Here is a 17,406-nt window from a genome sequence, read left to right as displayed (position 1 = left end):
CGGCCCGCGGCATCTGCGAAAGGAAGCTCACCCCATGGCCACCCTGACGGCGGCAAGACCCCTGGACCGCTTTTCCTATGTCACCTTCGATGTGGTCGGCACGCTGATCGACTTCGAGGGTGCGATCACCGGCGCGCTGGCGACGATCGCGGCCGATGCCGGCATGACCGTCGACGGCGAGGAGGCGCTGGCGGTTTACCGCAACGCCCGCTATCAGCCGGACGCGCTGCGCTTCCCGGACGACCTGGGCCGCTGCTACGGTCGGATCGCGGCAGCGACCGGCCTGCCCGACACGCCGGAAAACCGCCGGTTCATGATCGACGCCGTGGGCGAGGCGCAGCCCTTTCCCGACAGCGTCCAGGCGATGGCCCGGCTGAAGGCGCGCTACAAGCTGATCGCCATGACCAATGCCCGCCGCTGGGCCTTCGAGAAATACGAGGAAAAGCTGGGCAATCCCTTCTGGGCCAGCTTCACCACCGACGATACCGGCACCGAAAAGCCCGATCCGGCCTTCTTCCGGCAGGTCTTCGACTTCGTCGGCAAGAATGGCGGGACCAAGGACGACATCCTGCATACCGCGCAAAGCCAGCACCACGATATCGGCATCTCGCGCCAACTGGGCATGACGAATGCCTGGATCCAGCGCCGCCATGCCCAGAAAGGCTATGGCGGGACCATCGAACCCGCGGAATTCACCGAACCCGACTACCACTTTCACGCACTGATCGACCTGGCCGAGGCCGCCGACAAGGCCTTCGACAACTGACTTCACCCGCCCGAGCGGACACGAGAGCCGCCGGGCAAGCAACAGGGATGACGACATGAAAGACCTCAAGCCGAACAACTGGACGGGCCGCGACGACGCGATGGTCGAGGCCGCAATCCGCCGCGGCGCCTCGCGCCGGGACCTGCTCAAGATGCTGATGGCGTCGGGCGTGGCGCTGTCGGCGGGCGGGTCGCTGCTGCTGCGCGCCGGTCAGGCCGTCGCGCAAACCCCGGTCACGGGCGGGCACCTGAAGGCCGCGGGCTGGTCGGCCTCGACCGCCGACACGCTGGACCCGGCCAAGGCGTCCCTGTCCACCGACTACACCCGCTGCTGCGCCTTCTATAACCGCCTGACCTTCCTCGAGGAGGGCAGCGAGGTGAAGATGGAACTGGCCGAGTCCATCGAGACGACGGACGGCAAGACCTGGCAGATCAGGCTGAAGCCCGACGTGACCTTCCACGACGGCAAGACCTTGACGGCGTCGGACGTGGTCTGGTCGCTCAAGCGCCATCAGGATCCGGCCGTGGGGTCCAAGGCCGCCGCCATCGCCGAACAGATGGCCGAGATCACCGCCGTGGACGACCGCACCGTCAGCATCGTGCTGGCGGCGGCCAATGCCGACCTGCCCACGATCCTGTCGCTGCACCATTTCATGATCCTGGCCGAAGGGACCAGCGATTTCAGCAAGGCCAACGGCACCGGCGCCTTTCTCTGCGAAACCTTCGAACCCGGCGTGCGGTCCATCGGCACGCGCAACCCGAACTACTTCAAGGGCACCGGCCCCTATCTGGACAGCTTCGAATATTTCGCCATCTCGGACAACAATGCGCGCGTCAATGCCGTGCTGTCGGGCGATATCCACCTGGCCGCCGCGATCAACCCGCGGTCGATGCGCATGGTCGAGGGGCAGGGCCATGTCGTCAGCTCGATCTCGACGGCGGGCAACTATACCAACCTCAACATCCGGCTGGACATGGCGCCGGGCGACAAGGCCGACTTCATCGAGGGCATGAAATACCTGATGAACCGCGAGGCCATCGTGAACGGCGTGCTGCGCGGATTGGGCGAGGTCGCCAACGACCAGCCCGTCTCGGCCATGGACCGCTATCACAACCCGAACCTGAAGCCGCGCGAATTCGACCCCGAGCGCGCCAAGGCGCTGTTCGAAAAGGCCGGCGTGCTGGGCCAGGCGATCCCCATCGTCACCTCGGACGCGGCGAACTCGGCCATTGACTATGCCATGGTCGTCCAGCAGGCGGGCGCCCAAGCCGGCATGCCCTTCAAGATCGAGCGCGTGCCGTCCGACGGATACTGGTCGAACTACTGGCTGAAGGCACCGGTCCATTTCGGCAACATCAATCCGCGCCCGACGCCGGATATCCTGTTCTCGCTGCTTTACGCATCCGACGCGCCCTGGAACGAAAGCCATTACAAGTCCGAGAAGTTCGACGCCATGCTGGTCGAGGCGCGCGGCTTGCTGGACGAGGAAAAGCGCAAGGCGATCTATTGGGAGATGCAGGAAATGATCGCGGCCGAGGCAGGCACCATCATTCCCGCCTATATTTCCAACGTCGATGCGCATTCGGCGAAGATGAAGGGCATGCGCCCCAATCCCCTGGGCGGCCAGATGGGCTATGCCTTCGCCGAATATGTCTGGCTGGAGGGCTGACATCCCCACGCCCCGCGCCCCTGTGCAATGCGCGCAGGGGCATCCCCATTGATGGAGGTGTGACATGCTGCGTTCCGCAACCACCTGGATCCTGGTCGGCCAGCGCCTGGGCATCGCGCTCATCACGCTGCTGATCGTGTCCTTCGCAGTCTTCTTCGCGACCGAACTGCTGCCCGGCGACGTGGCCGAGGTGCTGCTGGGTCAGGCCGCAACCCCCGAGGCCGTGGCCGGGCTGCGCACCGCCATGGGCCTGGACGAGCCGGCGATCTGGCGCTTCCTGTCCTGGCTGGGCGGGCTTGCTACGGGTGATCTGGGGATGTCCTATGTCAACAAGATGGCCGTGGCCGACCTGCTGTCGGGGCGGCTGATGAACACGCTGCGCCTGGCGGGCATCGTCACGCTGGTCTGCGTGCCCGTCGCGCTGACCCTGGGCATCGCCGCCGCCATGTGGCGCGGATCCTGGCTGGACCGCCTGGTCTCGGTGCTGACCATCTCCGTCATCTCGGTGCCCGAATTCATGGTGGCGACGCTGGCGGTGCTGGTCTTCGCCGTCTGGCTGGACTGGCTGCCGGCGCTGTCCTTCGGGGTCAATGTGAACAGCATCGGTGACATGCTGCGCGCCTATGCGATGCCCGTCATCTCGCTGTCCTTCGTCGTCTCGGCCCAGATGATCCGCATGACGCGGGCCGCGGTGATCGAGACGATCAACACCCCCTATGTGGAGATGGCGCTGCTGAAGGGAGCGTCGCGGACGCGGATGGTCCTGCGCCACGCCCTGCCCAACGCGCTTGGCCCCATTGCCAACGCGGTGGCGCTGTCCTTGTCCTATCTGGTCGGCGGCGTGATCATCGTCGAGACGGTCTTCAACTATCCGGGCGTGGCCAAGCTGATGGTCGACGCGGTGTCCACCCGGGACCTGCCCCTGATCCAGAGCTGCGCGATGATCTTCTGCATCAGCTATCTGCTGCTGATCACGCTGGCCGATATGATTGCCATTCTCTCCAACCCGAGGTTGCGCCGTTGATGTCCCTTGCTTTGCGCCTTCCGACCCCGGCCCGGCTGGGATATTCCTTCAACTGGGTGGGCCGCATCGGCCTGGCCGTGATCCTGTTCTGGGCGGTGATCGCCATCATCGGCCCCTGGATCGCGCCCTATCCCCCCGGCGACATGGTCGATTTCGACTATTTCGGCCCGATGAGCAGCCAGTTCTGGATGGGCAGCGACTATCTGGGGCGCGACATCCTGTCCCGCATCATCATGGGGACGCGCTATACCGTCGGCATCGCGCTGGCCGCGGTGATGCTGGCCTGCGCGGGTGGCGTGCTTCTGGGCATGATCGCGGCCGTGGTCGGCGGCTGGTTCGACACGCTGCTGTCGCGCTTCCTGGACGCCTTCAACGGCATTCCGCACCTGCTGTTCGGCCTGGTCGTGGTGGCGGCCGTCGGATCCTCGATCCCGATCCTGATCGTGACGCTGGCGGCCATGTATCTGCCGGGCTCCTATCGCTTTGCGCGCGCGCTGGCGGTCAACGTCAACACCATGGATTTCGTCACCGTGGCCCGGGCCCGGGGCGAGGGCTTCGGCCATATCATCCTGCGCGAGATCTTTCCCAACATCCTGGGCCCCGTCCTGGCCGATCTGGGCCTGCGCTTCGTCTTCATCGTGCTGGTGCTGTCGGGCCTGTCCTTCCTGGGCCTTGGCGTGCAGCCGCCCAATGCCGACTGGGGCGCCTTGGTGCGCGAGAACATCGAGGGCCTCAGCCTCGGGGCGCCGGCGGTGATCTTTCCCTCGATCACCATCGCCTCGCTGACCATCTCGGTCAACATGTTCATCGACAACCTGCCCACCCGCATCCGCGACAGGAGCGAATGATGGATCAGCCGCTTGTTTCCGTGCGCGACCTGAAGATCGGCGCCAGGACCGACTCGGGCCGCGAGGTCGAGATCATCAAGGGCGTCAGCTTCGACATCGCCCCGGGCGAGATCGTGGCCCTGATCGGCGAAAGCGGGTCGGGCAAGACCACCATCGCCCTGTCGCTGATGGGCCATGCGCGGCCCGGCTGCGCCATCCAGGGCGGCAGCATCCGCGTGGGCCGCCGCGACGTGACGGCGATGCCCGAGCGCCAGCGCGCCGCCATGCGCGGGACCGAGGTGTCCTATGTCCCGCAATCGGCGGCGGCGGCCTTCAACCCGGCCAAGCGCATCATGGACCAGGTGGTCGAGATCACCGCCATCCACCAGCTGATGCCGCGCGAGCAGGCCGAGGCTAAGGCGCGGCAGCTGTTCCGCGCCCTGGCGCTGCCCGATCCCGACACCATCGGCAGCCGCTATCCGCACCAGGTCTCGGGCGGGCAGTTGCAGCGCCTGTCGGCGGCCATGGCGCTGATCGGCGATCCGGCGCTGGTGATCTTCGACGAACCGACGACCGCGCTGGACGTGACCACCCAGATCGAGGTGCTGCGCGCCTTCAAGTCGGTCATGGACAAGGGCGCTATGGCGGGGGTCTATGTCAGCCACGACCTGGCCGTGGTGGCCCAGATCGCCGACCGCATCATCGTGCTGAAGAACGGCGTGGTGCAGGAGGAGGGCGCGACCGAGCAGATCCTGCACGCGCCGAAGCATCCCTATACCCGCCAGCTTCTGGATGCCTTCGAGCCGGTGCCGCATGTCCCCGTGGCCCGGCCCGACGCGGCCGAGCCGATCCTTGCGGTGCAGGACCTCTGCGCGGGCTATGGCGTGATCCGCGACGGCGTGCCGGCGGCGAAGATCCTGCAGGATGTCAGCTTCCGGCTGGAACGTGGCCGCAACCTGGGCGTGATCGGCGAATCCGGATCGGGAAAGTCGACGCTCGCCCGCGCCATTGCCGGCATTCTGCCCGCCTATCGCGGCAACCTGCTGCTGGACGGCAAGGAACTGGCGCCCGCGCTGCAACAGCGCAGCAAGGACGAATTGCGCCGCGTCCAGATCGTCTTCCAGCTGGCCGATACCGCGCTGAACCCCGCGCAGTCGATCGAGACGATCCTGGCCCGGCCCCTGACCTTCTATCACGGCATGACCGGGGCCGCGCGCAATGCCCGGGTGATCGAGCTTCTGGACATGGTGCGCCTGCCCGGCCACCTGCGCCACCGCCTGCCCTCGGAATTGTCGGGCGGGCAGAAGCAGCGGGTGAATCTGGCCCGCGCCCTGGCCGCCGAGCCCGAGCTGATCCTGTGCGACGAGATCACCTCGGCGCTGGACACCGTCGTCGCGGCGGCCATCCTGGACCTGCTGAAGGAACTGCAGCGAGAGCTGAACCTGTCCTACATGTTCATCAGCCACGACCTGTCCACGGTCGAGGCGATCTGCGACGAGGTCCTGGTGATGCTGAAGGGCCGGGTGGTCGAGGCGCTGCCCGCCGCGCGCATGTCGACCGAGGCCGCGCATCCCTATTCGCGGCTGCTGATCGGCTCGATCCCCCAGCTGGATACCGGCTGGCTGAAGGGGCTGGAGCAGGACCCCGCCCTGATGGCGCAGTTCGCGGGACGGTAGCTGCGACGGGCAAGGGCCCAAGCCTTCGCGGCCAGCTGTCCTGTCCACGGATGCCGCCGGACCGCACAGGCCCGGCGGGCGCCGCCTGTTTCGTCCGGCCGGGCGTCAGGACCGTTCCGCGAATAGCCTGGTCAGCGGGATCTGCGTCTTGACGAAGGGCGTCTTGATGACCACGAAGCTGAAATACTTGTCCACGCCGACGTCGCGGTCGATCAGCGATTCGATGATGTTCTGGTAGTCCACGATCCCCGAGGTCACGAATTTCGCCAGATAGTCGTATCCGCCCGACACCAGATGGCATTCGATGCAGCTGTCGATCTTTTCCAGCGCCTCCTGGAAGCGCGCGAAGTCCGGCGGGCGGTGGTTCTTCAGGGTGAATTCGGTAAAGACGGTCAGCGTCTCGCCCAGCTTCGCCACGTTGATCTGGGCGCTGTAGCCGGTGATGTATCCGGCCTGCTGCAGCTTCTTGACCCGCATCAGGCAGGGCGAGGGGGACAGCGCGACCAGATCGGCCAGCTCGACATTGGTGATGCGGCCGTTCTTCTGCAACTCGGCCAGGATCTTCACATCGATGCGGTCCAGTTTCAGCGGCGGTGCCATTCGATCTTCCTTCCCGTTCCGGGTCCCTTCTGCTGCAATTCGGCCTCGCTGCCAACCGGCTGCGATTCGACAGGAAATGCCGCCGCCGCCGCGAGATGCGGCAGATGCGGCTGGCCACCCGCCGCTAGCCTGCGGTGACACGACCGGAGAACCCCATGCCCGCACCGCTTTTGTCCATCGAGACCGCCGGAGACCCGCCCGCCCGCGCCGATTGCGTCGTGATCGGCGGCGGCATTGTCGGGGTCTCGGCCGCCTATTGGCTGGCCCGCGCCGGGCAAAGCGTGGTGCTGCTGGAAAAGGGCCGCATCGGGGCGGAACAGTCCAGCCGCAACTGGGGCTGGTGCCGGCAGCAGAACCGCGATGCCCGCGAATTGCCCTTGTCCACGCGCAGCCTGGACCTGTGGGAGCAGATGGCCGCCGACCTGGGCCCCGGCATCGGCTTTCGCCGCTGCGGGCTCTTGTATCTGACCGATGACCCCGCCGAGCTGGAAGGCTGGGCCGCCTGGGGCCGCTTCGCGCAAGGCGAAGGCATCGACACGCGGATGCTGTCGGGCCCCGAGGCTGCCGAGCGCGGCCGCGCCACCGGCAAATCCTGGCTGGGCGGCGTCTGGTCGCCCACGGACGGCATTGCCGACCCCGCCAGCGCCGCACCGCTGATCGCGCAGGGCATCGTCAAGCATGGCGGCCATGTGATCCAGTCCTGCGCCGCCCGCGGGCTGGAGCTTGAGGCCGGCCGCGTCGCGGGCGTCGTGACCGAGCGCGGCACGATCCGCACCGGCACGGTGGTGATGGCCGGCGGGGCCTGGGCCGGCAGTTTCCTGCACCAGCTGGGGATCGGCTTCCCGCAAGCCTCGGTGCGCAGTTCGATCCTGTCGGTGATGCCGGGGGCCGAGGGGCTGCCCGATGCCCTGCACACCGCTGCCGTATCGGCCACGCGCCGGGGCGATGGCGGCTATACGCTGGCGATCTCGGGCCGGGCCAATGTGGATCCGACGCCGCGGATGATCGCCGGCGCCAGGCATTTCCTGCCGATGTTCGCGAAACGCTGGCGCGCCCTGCGCCCCGGCGGGCTGCAGGGCTGGGCTGCGGGGTTCGAGACCCGCGCCCGCTGGTCCCTGGATCGCGAAACGCCCATGGAGCGGGTGCGGATTCTCGACCCGCATCCGTCGAAGGCCCTGGTCAGGGAAACGCTGGCCCGCGCCCGCCGCCTGCTGCCCGCATTGCGGGACATTCCCGTGCAGGCCAGCTGGGCGGGCTTCATCGACAGCACGCCCGACGGGGTGCCGGTCATCGACGCGGATTGCGGCCTGCCGGGCCTGGTCCTGGCGGCGGGCCTGTCGGGCCATGGTTTCGGGATCGGGCCGGGGGTCGGGCATCTGGTGGCCGACATGATCCTGGGCCGGACGCCGATCACCGAGATCGCGCAATACCGGCTGGACCGCTTCAAGGGCAGCCAATGGGGCAAGGTGGCGAAATTCTGAGCTCATGCCGCAAAACGCCCGATGTGGAAATCCTCCAGCGGCGTTTCGCAGCGGCCTGTGGCGACCAGTTCCGCCATCGCATCGCCCACGCCGGGGCCCAGCTGGAAGCCGTGGCCGCAGAAACCGAAGGCATGGAACAGCCCCGCCGTGGTGCCCGAGGCGCCCATGACCGGCAGGCCGTCGCGGACATAGCCCTCGGCCCCCGACCATTGCCGGATAACGGCAACATGGCGCAGGGCCGGGCACAGGCGCACCACGGCGCGCAATTGCGCGGGCAGGCGGGCAGGGTCGGCATGGGCGCGGCCATCCGCGCCGACCGCTGCCCGGTCCACCGCGCCGCCAAAGACCACATTGCCGCGTTCGACCTGCCGCAGATAGGCGCCGTGATCCGCCGACCAGACCCCGACGACCGGCAGGATGCGGTGCGGCAGGGGCTCGGTCACGGCCATCTGCGGGCCGCGAACCTCGATCGGCACGGGTTCGCCGAACTGCGCCGCCAGAGCCGCGCCGTGATGGCCCGCGCAGTTGACCAACCGATCGGCATGGAAGGTCCCGCGCGAGGTCTCGACGGTAAAGCCGGGCTTGACGGACAGCACCTGCGCCTGGTCCACCACCTGCACCCCCGCCCGCGCCGCGGCATCGGCAAAGGCCGGCGCGATCAGGCGCGGGTTGGCCGAGCCGTCGCGGGGCGAGAACGACGCGGCGATGGCCTCCGGACCAAGCCCCGGAAAGCGCTGCCGGATCTGGTCCGGGCCCAGCTCTTCGAGATCCAAGCCCCAGGGCCGGGCGTCTTCGGCAAAGCCGCGCATCAGGGCCAGGCCCTCGGGGTCGAAGATCAGCCGCAGATGGCCCGTCGCGCGAAACTCCACGTCGCGGCCCAGCAGCGCCTCCAGCCGGTGCCACAGGGCAAGCGAGCGATGCGCCAGCGGCAATTGCGGCAGGTAGCGCCCGCTGCGCCGGATGTTGCCGAAAGATGCGACGGTCGCCCCGGCGCCGATGCGGCCGGTGTCGATCAGGGTCGCGGCGATGCCCCGGCGCGCCAGGAAGAACGCCGTTGCGCTGCCCATCAAGCCGCCACCCAGAACGATCGCCGACATCCGCGTTCCCCCGAAAATCTTGCCCAAGGGAACGCCCTGGGCCATGAAGGGTCAAGGACGGGTTCTTGGGTGAGCCATAAGTCGAACCTATGGGGTGGTGATGCGGGCCAGGCAGCTTGAGGTGTTCGTGGCGGTGATGCGCGCAGGCTCGATCACCGCCGCGGCGCGGATGCTGAACATCTCGCAACCCGCCCTCAGCCAGGTGCTGCTGCATGCCGAGGACGAATTGGGTTTCGCCCTGTTCACCCGCGAAAAGGGCCGCCTGCACCCTACGCCCGAGGCGCTGGAGCTGTTGCCCGATGCCGAGCGGCTGTTCGGCGGGCTGGAAGGGCTGCGCCGCAAGACCGCCGACCTACGGCAGGGGCGGGCGGGGCTGGTGCGCATCGCGGCCTCGCCCCCGCCGGCGATGTCCTTCCTGCCGGAGGTGCTGGCCGCCTATCGCAAGGCGCATCCCGACATCCTGGTGCGCGCCCATGTCGCCCCGGTCGCCTCGCTGATCACCATGCTGCGCGCAGGGGATGCCATGCTGGCGCTGGCGCTGGACGACACGATGCCGCCCGATATCGACGTCGAGCCGCTGGGGGGCACGCGGTTTACCTGTCTCTTGCCGCCGGGCCATCCGTTCCTGGACCGCGACGGGCTCAGGCTTGCCGACCTGCAGGATCAGGCATTGATCTCTTATCGCGCGGCGACCCGGCCGCATCACGAATTGTCCCAGGCGGCCCGCGCCCAGGGCCTGCGGTTCGAGCCGGTCCTGGAAATCGACATGTCGATCACCGCCGTCGGCTTCGTGCAGGCGGGGCTGGGGATTGCGGTGGTCGATTCCCTGCTGCCCTGGGCGCAATTCGCGGGCATCCGGCAATGCCCGCTGCTGGACGATGCGGCGCTGCCCCTGTCGCTGCTGACGCTGAAGGGCCGCGTGCTGTCGCGCGCGGAAAGCCTGATGCGGGACACGATCCGAAGGCATAAGCCCGACTTATAGCCCGCGCCGCTTTGCGTCTTGGACGCGGATCGCCGCTTCTGGTTCCATCGCCTCGACCAATGACGGAGTGGCGGAATGGACGGGACCGTAGCGGACTGGAAGATCGGCGTCGATATCGGCGGCACTTTCATGGATTTCTGCGCGCTGGAGGCGACCTCGGGCCGCGTCGCATCGCTGAAGGTGCTGACCACGCCCGACGATCCCGGCGCCGAACTGCTGGAAGGGCTTCGGCTGCTGGCCGAACGCGAGGGGCTGGATCCGGCGACGGTCAGCCGCTTCGTGCACGGCACCACGGTCGGCATCAACACCATCATCCAGCGCAAGGGCGCGCGCCTGGCGCTGATCACCAATGCGGGCTTCGAGGATGTGATCGAGCTCGCCCGGTTGCGGATGCCCGAGATGTATTCGCTGTTCTGCCACCGGCCCGACCCGCTGGTCTCGCGCGACATGATCTTCGGCATCCCCGCCCGGATGCGCGCCGACGGCCGCCAGACCCTCGCCCCCGATGGGGTCGCCATCGCCGATGCCGTGGCCCGCGCCAAGGCCGCAGGCGCCGAGGGGGTGATCGTGGCGCTGCTGCATTCCTGGCGCGACGGTTCGCAGGAGGCCGCCGTCAAGGCGCAGATCGAGGCGCAGGCGCCCGATCTGTTCGTCTTCACCTCGGCAGAGGTCTGGCCGGTGATCCGCGAATACGAGCGCAGCTCGACCGCGATCCTGAACGGCTATGTCCACCCGCGCGTCGCGGGCTATCTGACGGCGCTGGAATCGCGGCTGGCGGGGCAGGGGGTTCCGGCCCGCGCCATGCTGACCAAGTCGAACGGCGGGCTGATGACCGCGGCCGAGGGGCGGCGCGACTGCGTGTCGATGCTGCTGTCGGGCACGGCATCCGGCGTGATCGGCGCAAGCTGGCTGGCCCGTCAGGCCGGCGAGGATCGTATCCTGACGCTGGACATCGGCGGCACCTCGGCCGATTTCGCGCTGATCGTGGACGGGCAGGTGCAGTTCGGATCGGACGAGCTGATCGGCGAGTTTCCGTTGCACATCCCCTCGGTCTCAGTCAGCTCCATCGGCATCGGCGGCGGCTCCATCGCCAGCGTGGACGCGCAGGGGGTGCTGCGCGTCGGGCCGGAATCGGCGGGATCGAACCCCGGTCCGGCCTGCTACGCACGCGGCGGGACACAGGCCACGGTGACGGATGCGATGGCGGTCTGCGGCTGGCTGGGCCACAGCCAGATGGCCTACGGCCAGTTGCAGATGGACGTGGCGCTGGCCCGGCAGGCCGTTGCTGCCTTGGCCGAGCAGCTTGGCCGCAGCCCCGAGGAAACCGCGCAGGCGATCCTCGACATCGCGATTTCCGAGATGTTCGTCGAGGTCGAGAAGCTGTCCTCGCGCGCCGGCGTCGATCTGCGGGATTTCGCGCTGATGCCCTTTGGCGGCGGCGGGCCGATGCTGGGGGCCTTCCTGGCGCGCGAACTGGGGATCTCGCGCGTCATCGCCCCGCGCCGTCCGGGCGTGGTCTCTGCGCTTGGCGGTCTGGTGGCCGATCTGCGCGGCGACTTCATCCGCACGGTCTTTGCCGATCTGGGCGCGGATCTGACCGCGCCGTTCCGGGCGCTGACCGATGACGGTCGCGCCTGGCTGGCCGCCCAGGGCCATCACGGCGCCGCCGATCTGCGCCTGTCCGCCGACATGCGCTATGCCGGCCAGAGCTACGAGATCGAGGTCGATCTGGAACCCGCCTGGCTGAACGATCCCGCCCGCATCGCGCAGGCCTTCCACGCCACGCATCTGCGTCTTTACGATTTCGACGACCCCGAGGGCCGGATCGAGATCGTGAACCTGCGCCTGTCCGCCATCGGTGCCGGGCCGAAGCCCGAATTTCCGACAGAGACGGGCGATCCCGCCCCCGCCCGGCCCGCGCGCCATGTGCCGGTGCATCTGGGGGCGTGGCAGGAGATCCCGCTCTATGACCGCGCGGACCTGACGGGGGGCGCAAGTTTCCACGGCCCCGCCATCGTCGCGCAGGAAGACACCACCTTCGCCATCCCCGAAGGCGCGACGGCCCGGGTGGACGACCACCTGAACATCCACCTGAGCTTTGCGGAGTAAGCCCATGTTCGACAAGATGACGCTTCAGGTCCTGGCCAACCACGCCCGCGCGGCGGCCGAGAACATGGCCCATACGCTGCACCGCACCGCTCATTCCGCCTTCGTCAAGGAAACGCAGGACTTCACCGTCATGCTGATGGACAAGGGCGGCGACACCTTCGCGGTGCCGATGGACCTGGGCGCGACCTGGTATCCGGGCCTGACCTATGGCCGGGCCATCGCCATGGTGGACGATTACCGCCCCGGCGACGTGGCCTTCACCAACGACCCCTATTCCGGCCATGTCGCGACCCATGCCCCCGACACCCACCTGTGGAAGCCGGTCTTCGCGGATGGCGAGATCGTCGCCTGGACCGGCGGGCATATCCACAACACCGACATGGGCGGCGCGGTGCCGGCGTCCCTGTCCCGGTCCCTGACCGAGATCCACCAGGAAGGCATCCGCTTTCCGCCGATGAAGCTGGTGAACGAAGGCGTCTTCGACGAGCAGATCCTGCGGATCATGCAGACCAATGTCCGCAAGCCCGCGCTGAACATCGGCGATATCAAGGCGCTTGTCGGCGCGCTGAACACCGGCGAGCGCAAGGTGCACCAGATGATCGCCCGTTTCGGCAAGCAGGGCTTTGTCCAGGGCGTCGCGGCGCTGAAGGACCAGGCCGAGGCGCAGGCCCGCGACATCCTGCGCGCGATCCCGGACGGGGATTACCATTTCGCCGATTACGCCGACGAGGACAGCGACCAGGCCAATCCCTGCCGGCTGAACCTGACCCTGAAGATCCGCGGCGACAGCGCGGTGCTGGATTTCACCGGATCGGACCCGCAGCTTGGCAGTTCGCTGAACGTGCCCTCGGGCGGGGATCCGCGCCATACCATGCTGCTGGTGGGGGTCTATTACGTCCTCTATACGCTCAACCCGCGCATCCTGCTGAACACCGGGCTGACGCGGCCCTTCACCTGCATCGCGCCGGAAGGCACGGTGCTGAACCCGGTCGCGCCCGCTGCCGTGGGGATGCGGTCGCTGACCTGCGCGCGGCTGCGGTCGGTGATCTTCGGGGCATTCTCGCAGGCCATTCCCGACCGGATGCCCGCCGCGCCCGCCGGCAACAACTGCATCATCAACGTGATGACGCGGGACGAGCGCACGCAGAAGACGGTCATCGCTGCCGTGAACCCGGTGGTGGGCGGCGGCGGCGGCATGCCCTGGCGCGACGGCACCAACGGCTCGGGCGCGGACGCGGCCTATCTGAAGAACACTCCCATCGAGATCACCGAGACCGAGGTGCCGGTGGAATTCGTCCGCTACGGCCTTGCGCAGGACAGCGGCGGGGCCGGTCGCTGGCGGGGCGGGCTGGCCACCGAGATGGCCTTCCGCGTCTTCGCCCCCGACAGCCGCATCACCGCGCGCAACCGCGACCGCAGCCTCTTCCGCCCCTGGGGGATCCTGGGCGGCAAGGCTGCGGGCCTGGCCGAGATGATCGTGAACCCCGGCACGCCCGAGGAACGGCGCACCGGGTCCGCCGATACCGCGATCCTTGGCCCCGGCGATGTGCTGATGATCCGTTCCGCCGGCGGCGGCGGGCGCGGCAACCCCTTCGAGCGCGAGGTCTGGCGCGTCGAGCAGGATGTGGCGCGGGGCTATGTCTCGGCCGATGCGGCGCGGCGCGATTACGGCGTGGTCGTCGGCGATGCCGATGCCACGGCGGCGCTGCGGGCGCAGGCGACGGAACATCAGGGGCATTTCCATTTCGGCCCCGAACGCGACGGCTTCGAGGCGCGCTGGACCAGCGCCGCCTATGAGGCCCTGACGGCGATCCTGACGGCGCTGCCGATCCACTGGCGCTTCTTCGCCAAGACCGAGATCTTCCGCCGCATGGAGGGCAACGGCCCCGAGGCCGTGCACCGCGCCTTCGATGCCGTCTGCGCGCGTTTCCCCGACCTGCCGCGCCCGGCCCTTGCGCAGGCCGCGGAATGACCGGGCAACTGGTCCGGCTGGCCGAGACGGGGCGCGCGCCGGTGGCCTTCCGTTTCGACGGGCGGGACATGACCGGGCTGATGGGCGACACGGTGCTGACCGCGATCCTGACCGGCGCCGGATCGCTGCGCCCGGCCGAGTTCGGGCCGGAGCGGCGCGCGGGCTTCTGCCTGATGGGCGCCTGCCAGGATTGCTGGATCTGGGCCGAGGACGGCTCGCGCCTGCGCGCCTGCTCGACGCCCCTTGCGGCGGGGATGCGGCTGCTTTCCGAGGCGCCGCAAGGGTGGCCCGCATGACGCGGGTGCTGGTCGTCGGCGCCGGGCCTGCGGGCATCCGCGCGGCAGAGCGGCTGGTCCGCGCGGGCCTGCGCCCGGTCGTGGTGGACGAAGCCGCGCGGGCCGGCGGCCAGATCTATCGCCGCCCGCCCGAAGGCTTCACCCGCCCGCCGGAAAAGCTCTACGGCTCCGAGGCCGGGAAGGCGCGGGCGCTGCACGCGCTGTTCGACGCCATGGTGGCGGCGGGGCAGGTGGATTATCGCCCGCAATCCGCGGTCCATGCGATCCGCGACGGGGTGGCGCATGTCGGTGCGGCACGCATTCCCCATGACCGGCTGATCCTGGCGACGGGGGCCACCGATCGCCTGGTCCCGGTGGATGGCTGGCAGCGTGCCGGGGTCTATTCCCTGGGCGCGGCGCAGATCGCGCTGAAGGCGCAGGGCGTGGCCATCGGGCGGCAGATCGTGCTGGCAGGATCGGGGCCGCTGCTGACCCTGGTGGCGACGCAGCTGCTGGCGGCGGGGGCAGGGGTCGCGGCGGTGCTGGACACCTCGTCCCTGGCGACGCAGATGCGGGGCGGCATCGGCATGGCCCTGGCCCGCCCGGCGGTGACGGCGCGGGGACTGGCGATGCGGGCGCGGCTTGGGCGGCTCTATCACGCCGGCGTCCGGCTGGAGCGGATCGCCGCGGATGCGGTCCATTGGCGCGATGGCAGGGGCCGGGCGCAGGTCACGGAATGCGACGCGGTGGCGCTTGGCTGGCACCTGCGGGCGGAAACGCAACTGGCCGACCTGGCGGGCGCGCGCTTTGCCTGGTCCGACACCTGGGCGCAATGGCTGCCGGTCGCGGATGAGATGGGCCGGGCGGGGCCGGGCCTCTATCTGGCGGGCGACGGGCTGCGCATCCTGGGTGCGGACGGCGCCGAGGTCGCGGGTGCCCTGGCCGCCAATGCCTGCCTGACCGACCTGGGAATCGCCACGCCCGGCACGCGCGCGCTGCTGCGCCGTGCCCGGCGGCTGCACCGCTTCGCCGCCGCGATGGCTCGTGCCTTTCCCTGGCCCTCGGGCCAGCTGGATGCGCTGCCCGATGCGGCTGTCCTGTGCCGCTGCGAGGGGATCACCCTGGGGCAGATGCGCGATGCCGCAGGCCTGGGCGGGGCCGAGGCCAATCGCGTGAAGTCCCTGGGCCGCATCGGCATGGGCCGCTGCCAGGGTCGCTATTGCCAGCTTGCCGCCGCCGCGCTGATCGCCCGCCACGCCGGTCTTGCCCCGCAGGAGGTGGGCCGGCTGCGCGGCCAGCCCCCGGTGCGCCCGGTGCCCGTCGGCGCGTTGCTGGAGGACTGACAGCATAATCTTCCGTGCCCCGGTGCGGCACGGTGATTTCTGCTGCCCGACGCGCCCCTTCGGCAGCTTTCGCCGGCCGCCCCGCGCCACCCTTGTCCCAACAGCCGAGGATGCCATGACCCTTGCCTTCGATCCCCTGTCCCTGACCCTGCCCGCAGGCCATTTCATCGACGGCGCCTATGTCGAGGACGAGGCGCGGCTTGAGGTGCGCGCGCCTTCCAGCGGCCGGGTGATCGGCCATGTCCCGGTGGCCGATGCGGCCATGGTTGACCGCGCGGTGACGGCGGCGCGGCGGGCGCTTGCCGTGTCGGGATGGGCGACCCTGCATCCCCGCGACCGTCTGCGCGCGCTGCATGCCTGGGCCGACCTGATCGAGGCCGAGGCCCCGGTGCTCGCCCGGCTGGAGGCGGTCTGCTCGTCCCGCCCCGTCGCGCATGTGGCCGCAGGCGACGTGCCGGTGACGGCAGAACAGATCCGCTTCTTCGCCGAATTCGCCGACAAGGAAGGCGGCGACCTGGTGCCCACGGGCGCGGGCAGCCTGGGCTTCATCGCGGCCGAGCCCTATGGCGTGGTCGGCGCCATCGCGCCCTGGAACTTCCCGATCTCGATGGCGGGCTGGAAGCTGGCGCCGGCCTTGGCCGCAGGCAATGCCGTGGTGCTGAAACCGTCCGAGATGACGCCCTGGTCCACGCTTTACATGGCCGAACTGTCGGTGCGCGCAGGCATTCCCGCGGGGCTGGTCAATGTCGTCCTGGGCGACGGGCCGGTCACCGGGGCGGCGATCACCGGGCATCCCGGCATCGACAAGGTCAGCTTCACCGGCTCGACCCGCGCAGGCGCGGCGATCATGGAGAATATCGCGCGCACCGGCATCAAGCCGATGACCCTGGAGCTGGGCGGCAAAAGCCCGATGCTGGTGTTCGACGATGCCGATATCGACCTGGCCGCCACCTGCCTGGAACGCGGCATCCTGCCCAATGCCGGCCAGTTCTGCATCGCCGGATCGCGCATCATCGTGCAGCGCGGCATCGCCGATGCGCTGGCCGCGCGGCTGGCCGACCGCTTCGCCAGGCCGCGCCCGGCGCCGACCTGGGCGGAAAGCCCCGGCTTCTCGCCCATCATCTCGGACCCGCAGCTGCGGCGGATCGACGGCATCGTGCAGGCGGCGCGGGCGCAGGGCGGCGAGATCCTGTGCGGCGGCACCCGCTTCGATCACGAGGGCAGCTTCTACCGGCCGACCCTGATCGGCGGCGTTTCGGCCGACAACCCCGCCGTGACCGAGGAAATCTTCGGCCCGGTCGCCACCTTCCAGACCTTCGACACCGAGGAGGAGGGGCTGGCCCTGGCCCAGCACCCGACCTATGGCCTTTGCGCCGGGCTGTTCACCCGCGACCTGTCCCGCGCCCTGCGCCTGACGCGGCGGCTGGAAGCGGGGACGGTCTGGGTCAACCGCTATGGCCGGTCGCGCGACCATATCCTGCCGACCGGCGGCTGGAAGGCCTCGGGGCTTGGCAAGGATCTGGGGCGCGAGGCATTCGCCGCGAACCGCCGCACGAAATCGGTGCTGATCGACATCTGAAGGAGA

General features: G+C 69.1%; 14 protein-coding genes. 12 read left to right on the top strand and 2 right to left on the bottom strand.

Going from position 1 to position 17,406, the window contains the following annotated elements:
* Positions 1 to 34 precede the first annotated feature (34 nt).
* The 5 genes from L632_RS0109850 to L632_RS0109830 all read left to right on the top strand — a co-directional run bounded on the left by L632_RS0109850 (position 35) and on the right by L632_RS0109830 (position 5,962).
* Positions 35 to 766, top strand: a complete 732-nt coding sequence (locus L632_RS0109850; protein ID WP_051416214.1) for an HAD-IA family hydrolase — start codon at positions 35 to 37, stop codon at positions 764 to 766.
* Between the two features lie 55 nt (positions 767 to 821).
* Entirely contained in the window at positions 822 to 2,435 is a 1,614-nt protein-coding gene (locus L632_RS0109845) for an ABC transporter substrate-binding protein (RefSeq protein WP_028712722.1), read from the top strand.
* A 64-nt stretch (positions 2,436 to 2,499) separates the two neighbouring features.
* Positions 2,500 to 3,459, top strand: a complete 960-nt coding sequence (locus L632_RS0109840; protein ID WP_028712723.1) for an ABC transporter permease — start codon at positions 2,500 to 2,502, stop codon at positions 3,457 to 3,459.
* A complete protein-coding gene (locus tag L632_RS0109835) occupies positions 3,459 to 4,307 on the top strand; it encodes an ABC transporter permease (protein WP_028712724.1) in 849 nt (282 codons plus the stop codon). Before L632_RS0109840 ends, L632_RS0109835 begins: the two co-directional genes overlap by 1 nt.
* Entirely contained in the window at positions 4,307 to 5,962 is a 1,656-nt protein-coding gene (locus L632_RS0109830) for an ABC transporter ATP-binding protein (RefSeq protein WP_028716728.1), read from the top strand. Before L632_RS0109835 ends, L632_RS0109830 begins: the two co-directional genes overlap by 1 nt.
* Before the next feature lie 105 nt (positions 5,963 to 6,067).
* On the opposite strand, the gene L632_RS0109825 is transcribed toward L632_RS0109830, so the two are convergent.
* Positions 6,068 to 6,562 (bottom strand): Lrp/AsnC family transcriptional regulator, encoded by a 495-nt coding sequence (locus tag L632_RS0109825; RefSeq protein ID WP_198019337.1) that lies wholly within the window; start codon positions 6,560 to 6,562, stop codon positions 6,068 to 6,070.
* Between the two features lie 155 nt (positions 6,563 to 6,717).
* Here L632_RS0109825 and L632_RS0109820 point away from each other — a divergent pair, with 155 nt between their 5' ends.
* Positions 6,718 to 8,043, top strand: coding sequence for an FAD-binding oxidoreductase (locus L632_RS0109820; protein ID WP_028712726.1), 1,326 nt, complete (start codon positions 6,718 to 6,720; stop codon positions 8,041 to 8,043).
* 2 nt (positions 8,044 to 8,045) lie between these two features.
* Here L632_RS0109820 and L632_RS0109815 read toward each other — a convergent pair whose 3' ends face one another.
* A complete protein-coding gene (locus tag L632_RS0109815; RefSeq protein WP_028712727.1) occupies positions 8,046 to 9,140 on the bottom strand; it encodes an FAD-binding oxidoreductase in 1,095 nt (364 codons plus the stop codon).
* 100 nt (positions 9,141 to 9,240) lie between these two features.
* On the opposite strand from L632_RS0109815, the gene L632_RS0109810 reads away from it, so the two are divergent.
* The 6 genes from L632_RS0109810 to L632_RS0109785 all read left to right on the top strand — a co-directional run bounded on the left by L632_RS0109810 (position 9,241) and on the right by L632_RS0109785 (position 17,400).
* Complete coding sequence (locus tag L632_RS0109810) at positions 9,241 to 10,122, top strand: LysR family transcriptional regulator (RefSeq protein ID WP_028712728.1); 882 nt, start codon at positions 9,241 to 9,243, stop codon at positions 10,120 to 10,122.
* Between the two features lie 75 nt (positions 10,123 to 10,197).
* A complete protein-coding gene (locus L632_RS0109805; protein ID WP_028712729.1) occupies positions 10,198 to 12,231 on the top strand; it encodes a hydantoinase/oxoprolinase family protein in 2,034 nt (677 codons plus the stop codon).
* 4 nt (positions 12,232 to 12,235) lie between these two features.
* The gene (locus L632_RS0109800) at positions 12,236 to 14,203 is read left to right on the top strand and encodes a hydantoinase B/oxoprolinase family protein (RefSeq protein WP_028712730.1); all 1,968 of its coding nucleotides are present in this window, start codon (positions 12,236 to 12,238) and stop codon (positions 14,201 to 14,203) included.
* A complete protein-coding gene (locus tag L632_RS0109795) occupies positions 14,200 to 14,499 on the top strand; it encodes a (2Fe-2S)-binding protein (protein WP_028716727.1) in 300 nt (99 codons plus the stop codon). The genes L632_RS0109800 and L632_RS0109795 overlap by 4 nt, the downstream gene beginning before the upstream one ends.
* Positions 14,496 to 15,821, top strand: coding sequence for an FAD/NAD(P)-binding oxidoreductase (locus L632_RS0109790; RefSeq protein ID WP_028716726.1), 1,326 nt, complete (start codon positions 14,496 to 14,498; stop codon positions 15,819 to 15,821). The genes L632_RS0109795 and L632_RS0109790 overlap by 4 nt, the downstream gene beginning before the upstream one ends.
* Before the next feature lie 115 nt (positions 15,822 to 15,936).
* The gene (locus tag L632_RS0109785) at positions 15,937 to 17,400 is read left to right on the top strand and encodes an aldehyde dehydrogenase (protein WP_028712733.1); all 1,464 of its coding nucleotides are present in this window, start codon (positions 15,937 to 15,939) and stop codon (positions 17,398 to 17,400) included.
* The last annotated feature ends 6 nt before the right edge of the window (positions 17,401 to 17,406 follow it).

Origin of the sequence: Paracoccus sp. J39, assembly GCF_000518925.1 — a bacterium.
Classification (GTDB): domain Bacteria; phylum Pseudomonadota; class Alphaproteobacteria; order Rhodobacterales; family Rhodobacteraceae; genus Paracoccus.
This window is presented reverse-complemented; position numbering and strand designations above follow the sequence as displayed.

Coding starts and splice junctions, on each gene's coding strand:
- L632_RS0109850 (WP_051416214.1), top strand. CDS start 35: ATGGCCACCCTGACGGCGGCAAGACCCCTGGACCGCTTTTCCTATGTC.
- L632_RS0109845 (WP_028712722.1), top strand. CDS start 822: ATGAAAGACCTCAAGCCGAACAACTGGACGGGCCGCGACGACGCGATG.
- L632_RS0109840 (WP_028712723.1), top strand. CDS start 2,500: ATGCTGCGTTCCGCAACCACCTGGATCCTGGTCGGCCAGCGCCTGGGC.
- L632_RS0109835 (WP_028712724.1), top strand. CDS start 3,459: ATGTCCCTTGCTTTGCGCCTTCCGACCCCGGCCCGGCTGGGATATTCC.
- L632_RS0109830 (WP_028716728.1), top strand. CDS start 4,307: ATGGATCAGCCGCTTGTTTCCGTGCGCGACCTGAAGATCGGCGCCAGG.
- L632_RS0109825 (WP_198019337.1), bottom strand. CDS start 6,562: ATGGCACCGCCGCTGAAACTGGACCGCATCGATGTGAAGATCCTGGCC.
- L632_RS0109820 (WP_028712726.1), top strand. CDS start 6,718: ATGCCCGCACCGCTTTTGTCCATCGAGACCGCCGGAGACCCGCCCGCC.
- L632_RS0109815 (WP_028712727.1), bottom strand. CDS start 9,140: ATGTCGGCGATCGTTCTGGGTGGCGGCTTGATGGGCAGCGCAACGGCG.
- L632_RS0109810 (WP_028712728.1), top strand. CDS start 9,241: ATGCGGGCCAGGCAGCTTGAGGTGTTCGTGGCGGTGATGCGCGCAGGC.
- L632_RS0109805 (WP_028712729.1), top strand. CDS start 10,198: ATGGACGGGACCGTAGCGGACTGGAAGATCGGCGTCGATATCGGCGGC.
- L632_RS0109800 (WP_028712730.1), top strand. CDS start 12,236: ATGTTCGACAAGATGACGCTTCAGGTCCTGGCCAACCACGCCCGCGCG.
- L632_RS0109795 (WP_028716727.1), top strand. CDS start 14,200: ATGACCGGGCAACTGGTCCGGCTGGCCGAGACGGGGCGCGCGCCGGTG.
- L632_RS0109790 (WP_028716726.1), top strand. CDS start 14,496: ATGACGCGGGTGCTGGTCGTCGGCGCCGGGCCTGCGGGCATCCGCGCG.
- L632_RS0109785 (WP_028712733.1), top strand. CDS start 15,937: ATGACCCTTGCCTTCGATCCCCTGTCCCTGACCCTGCCCGCAGGCCAT.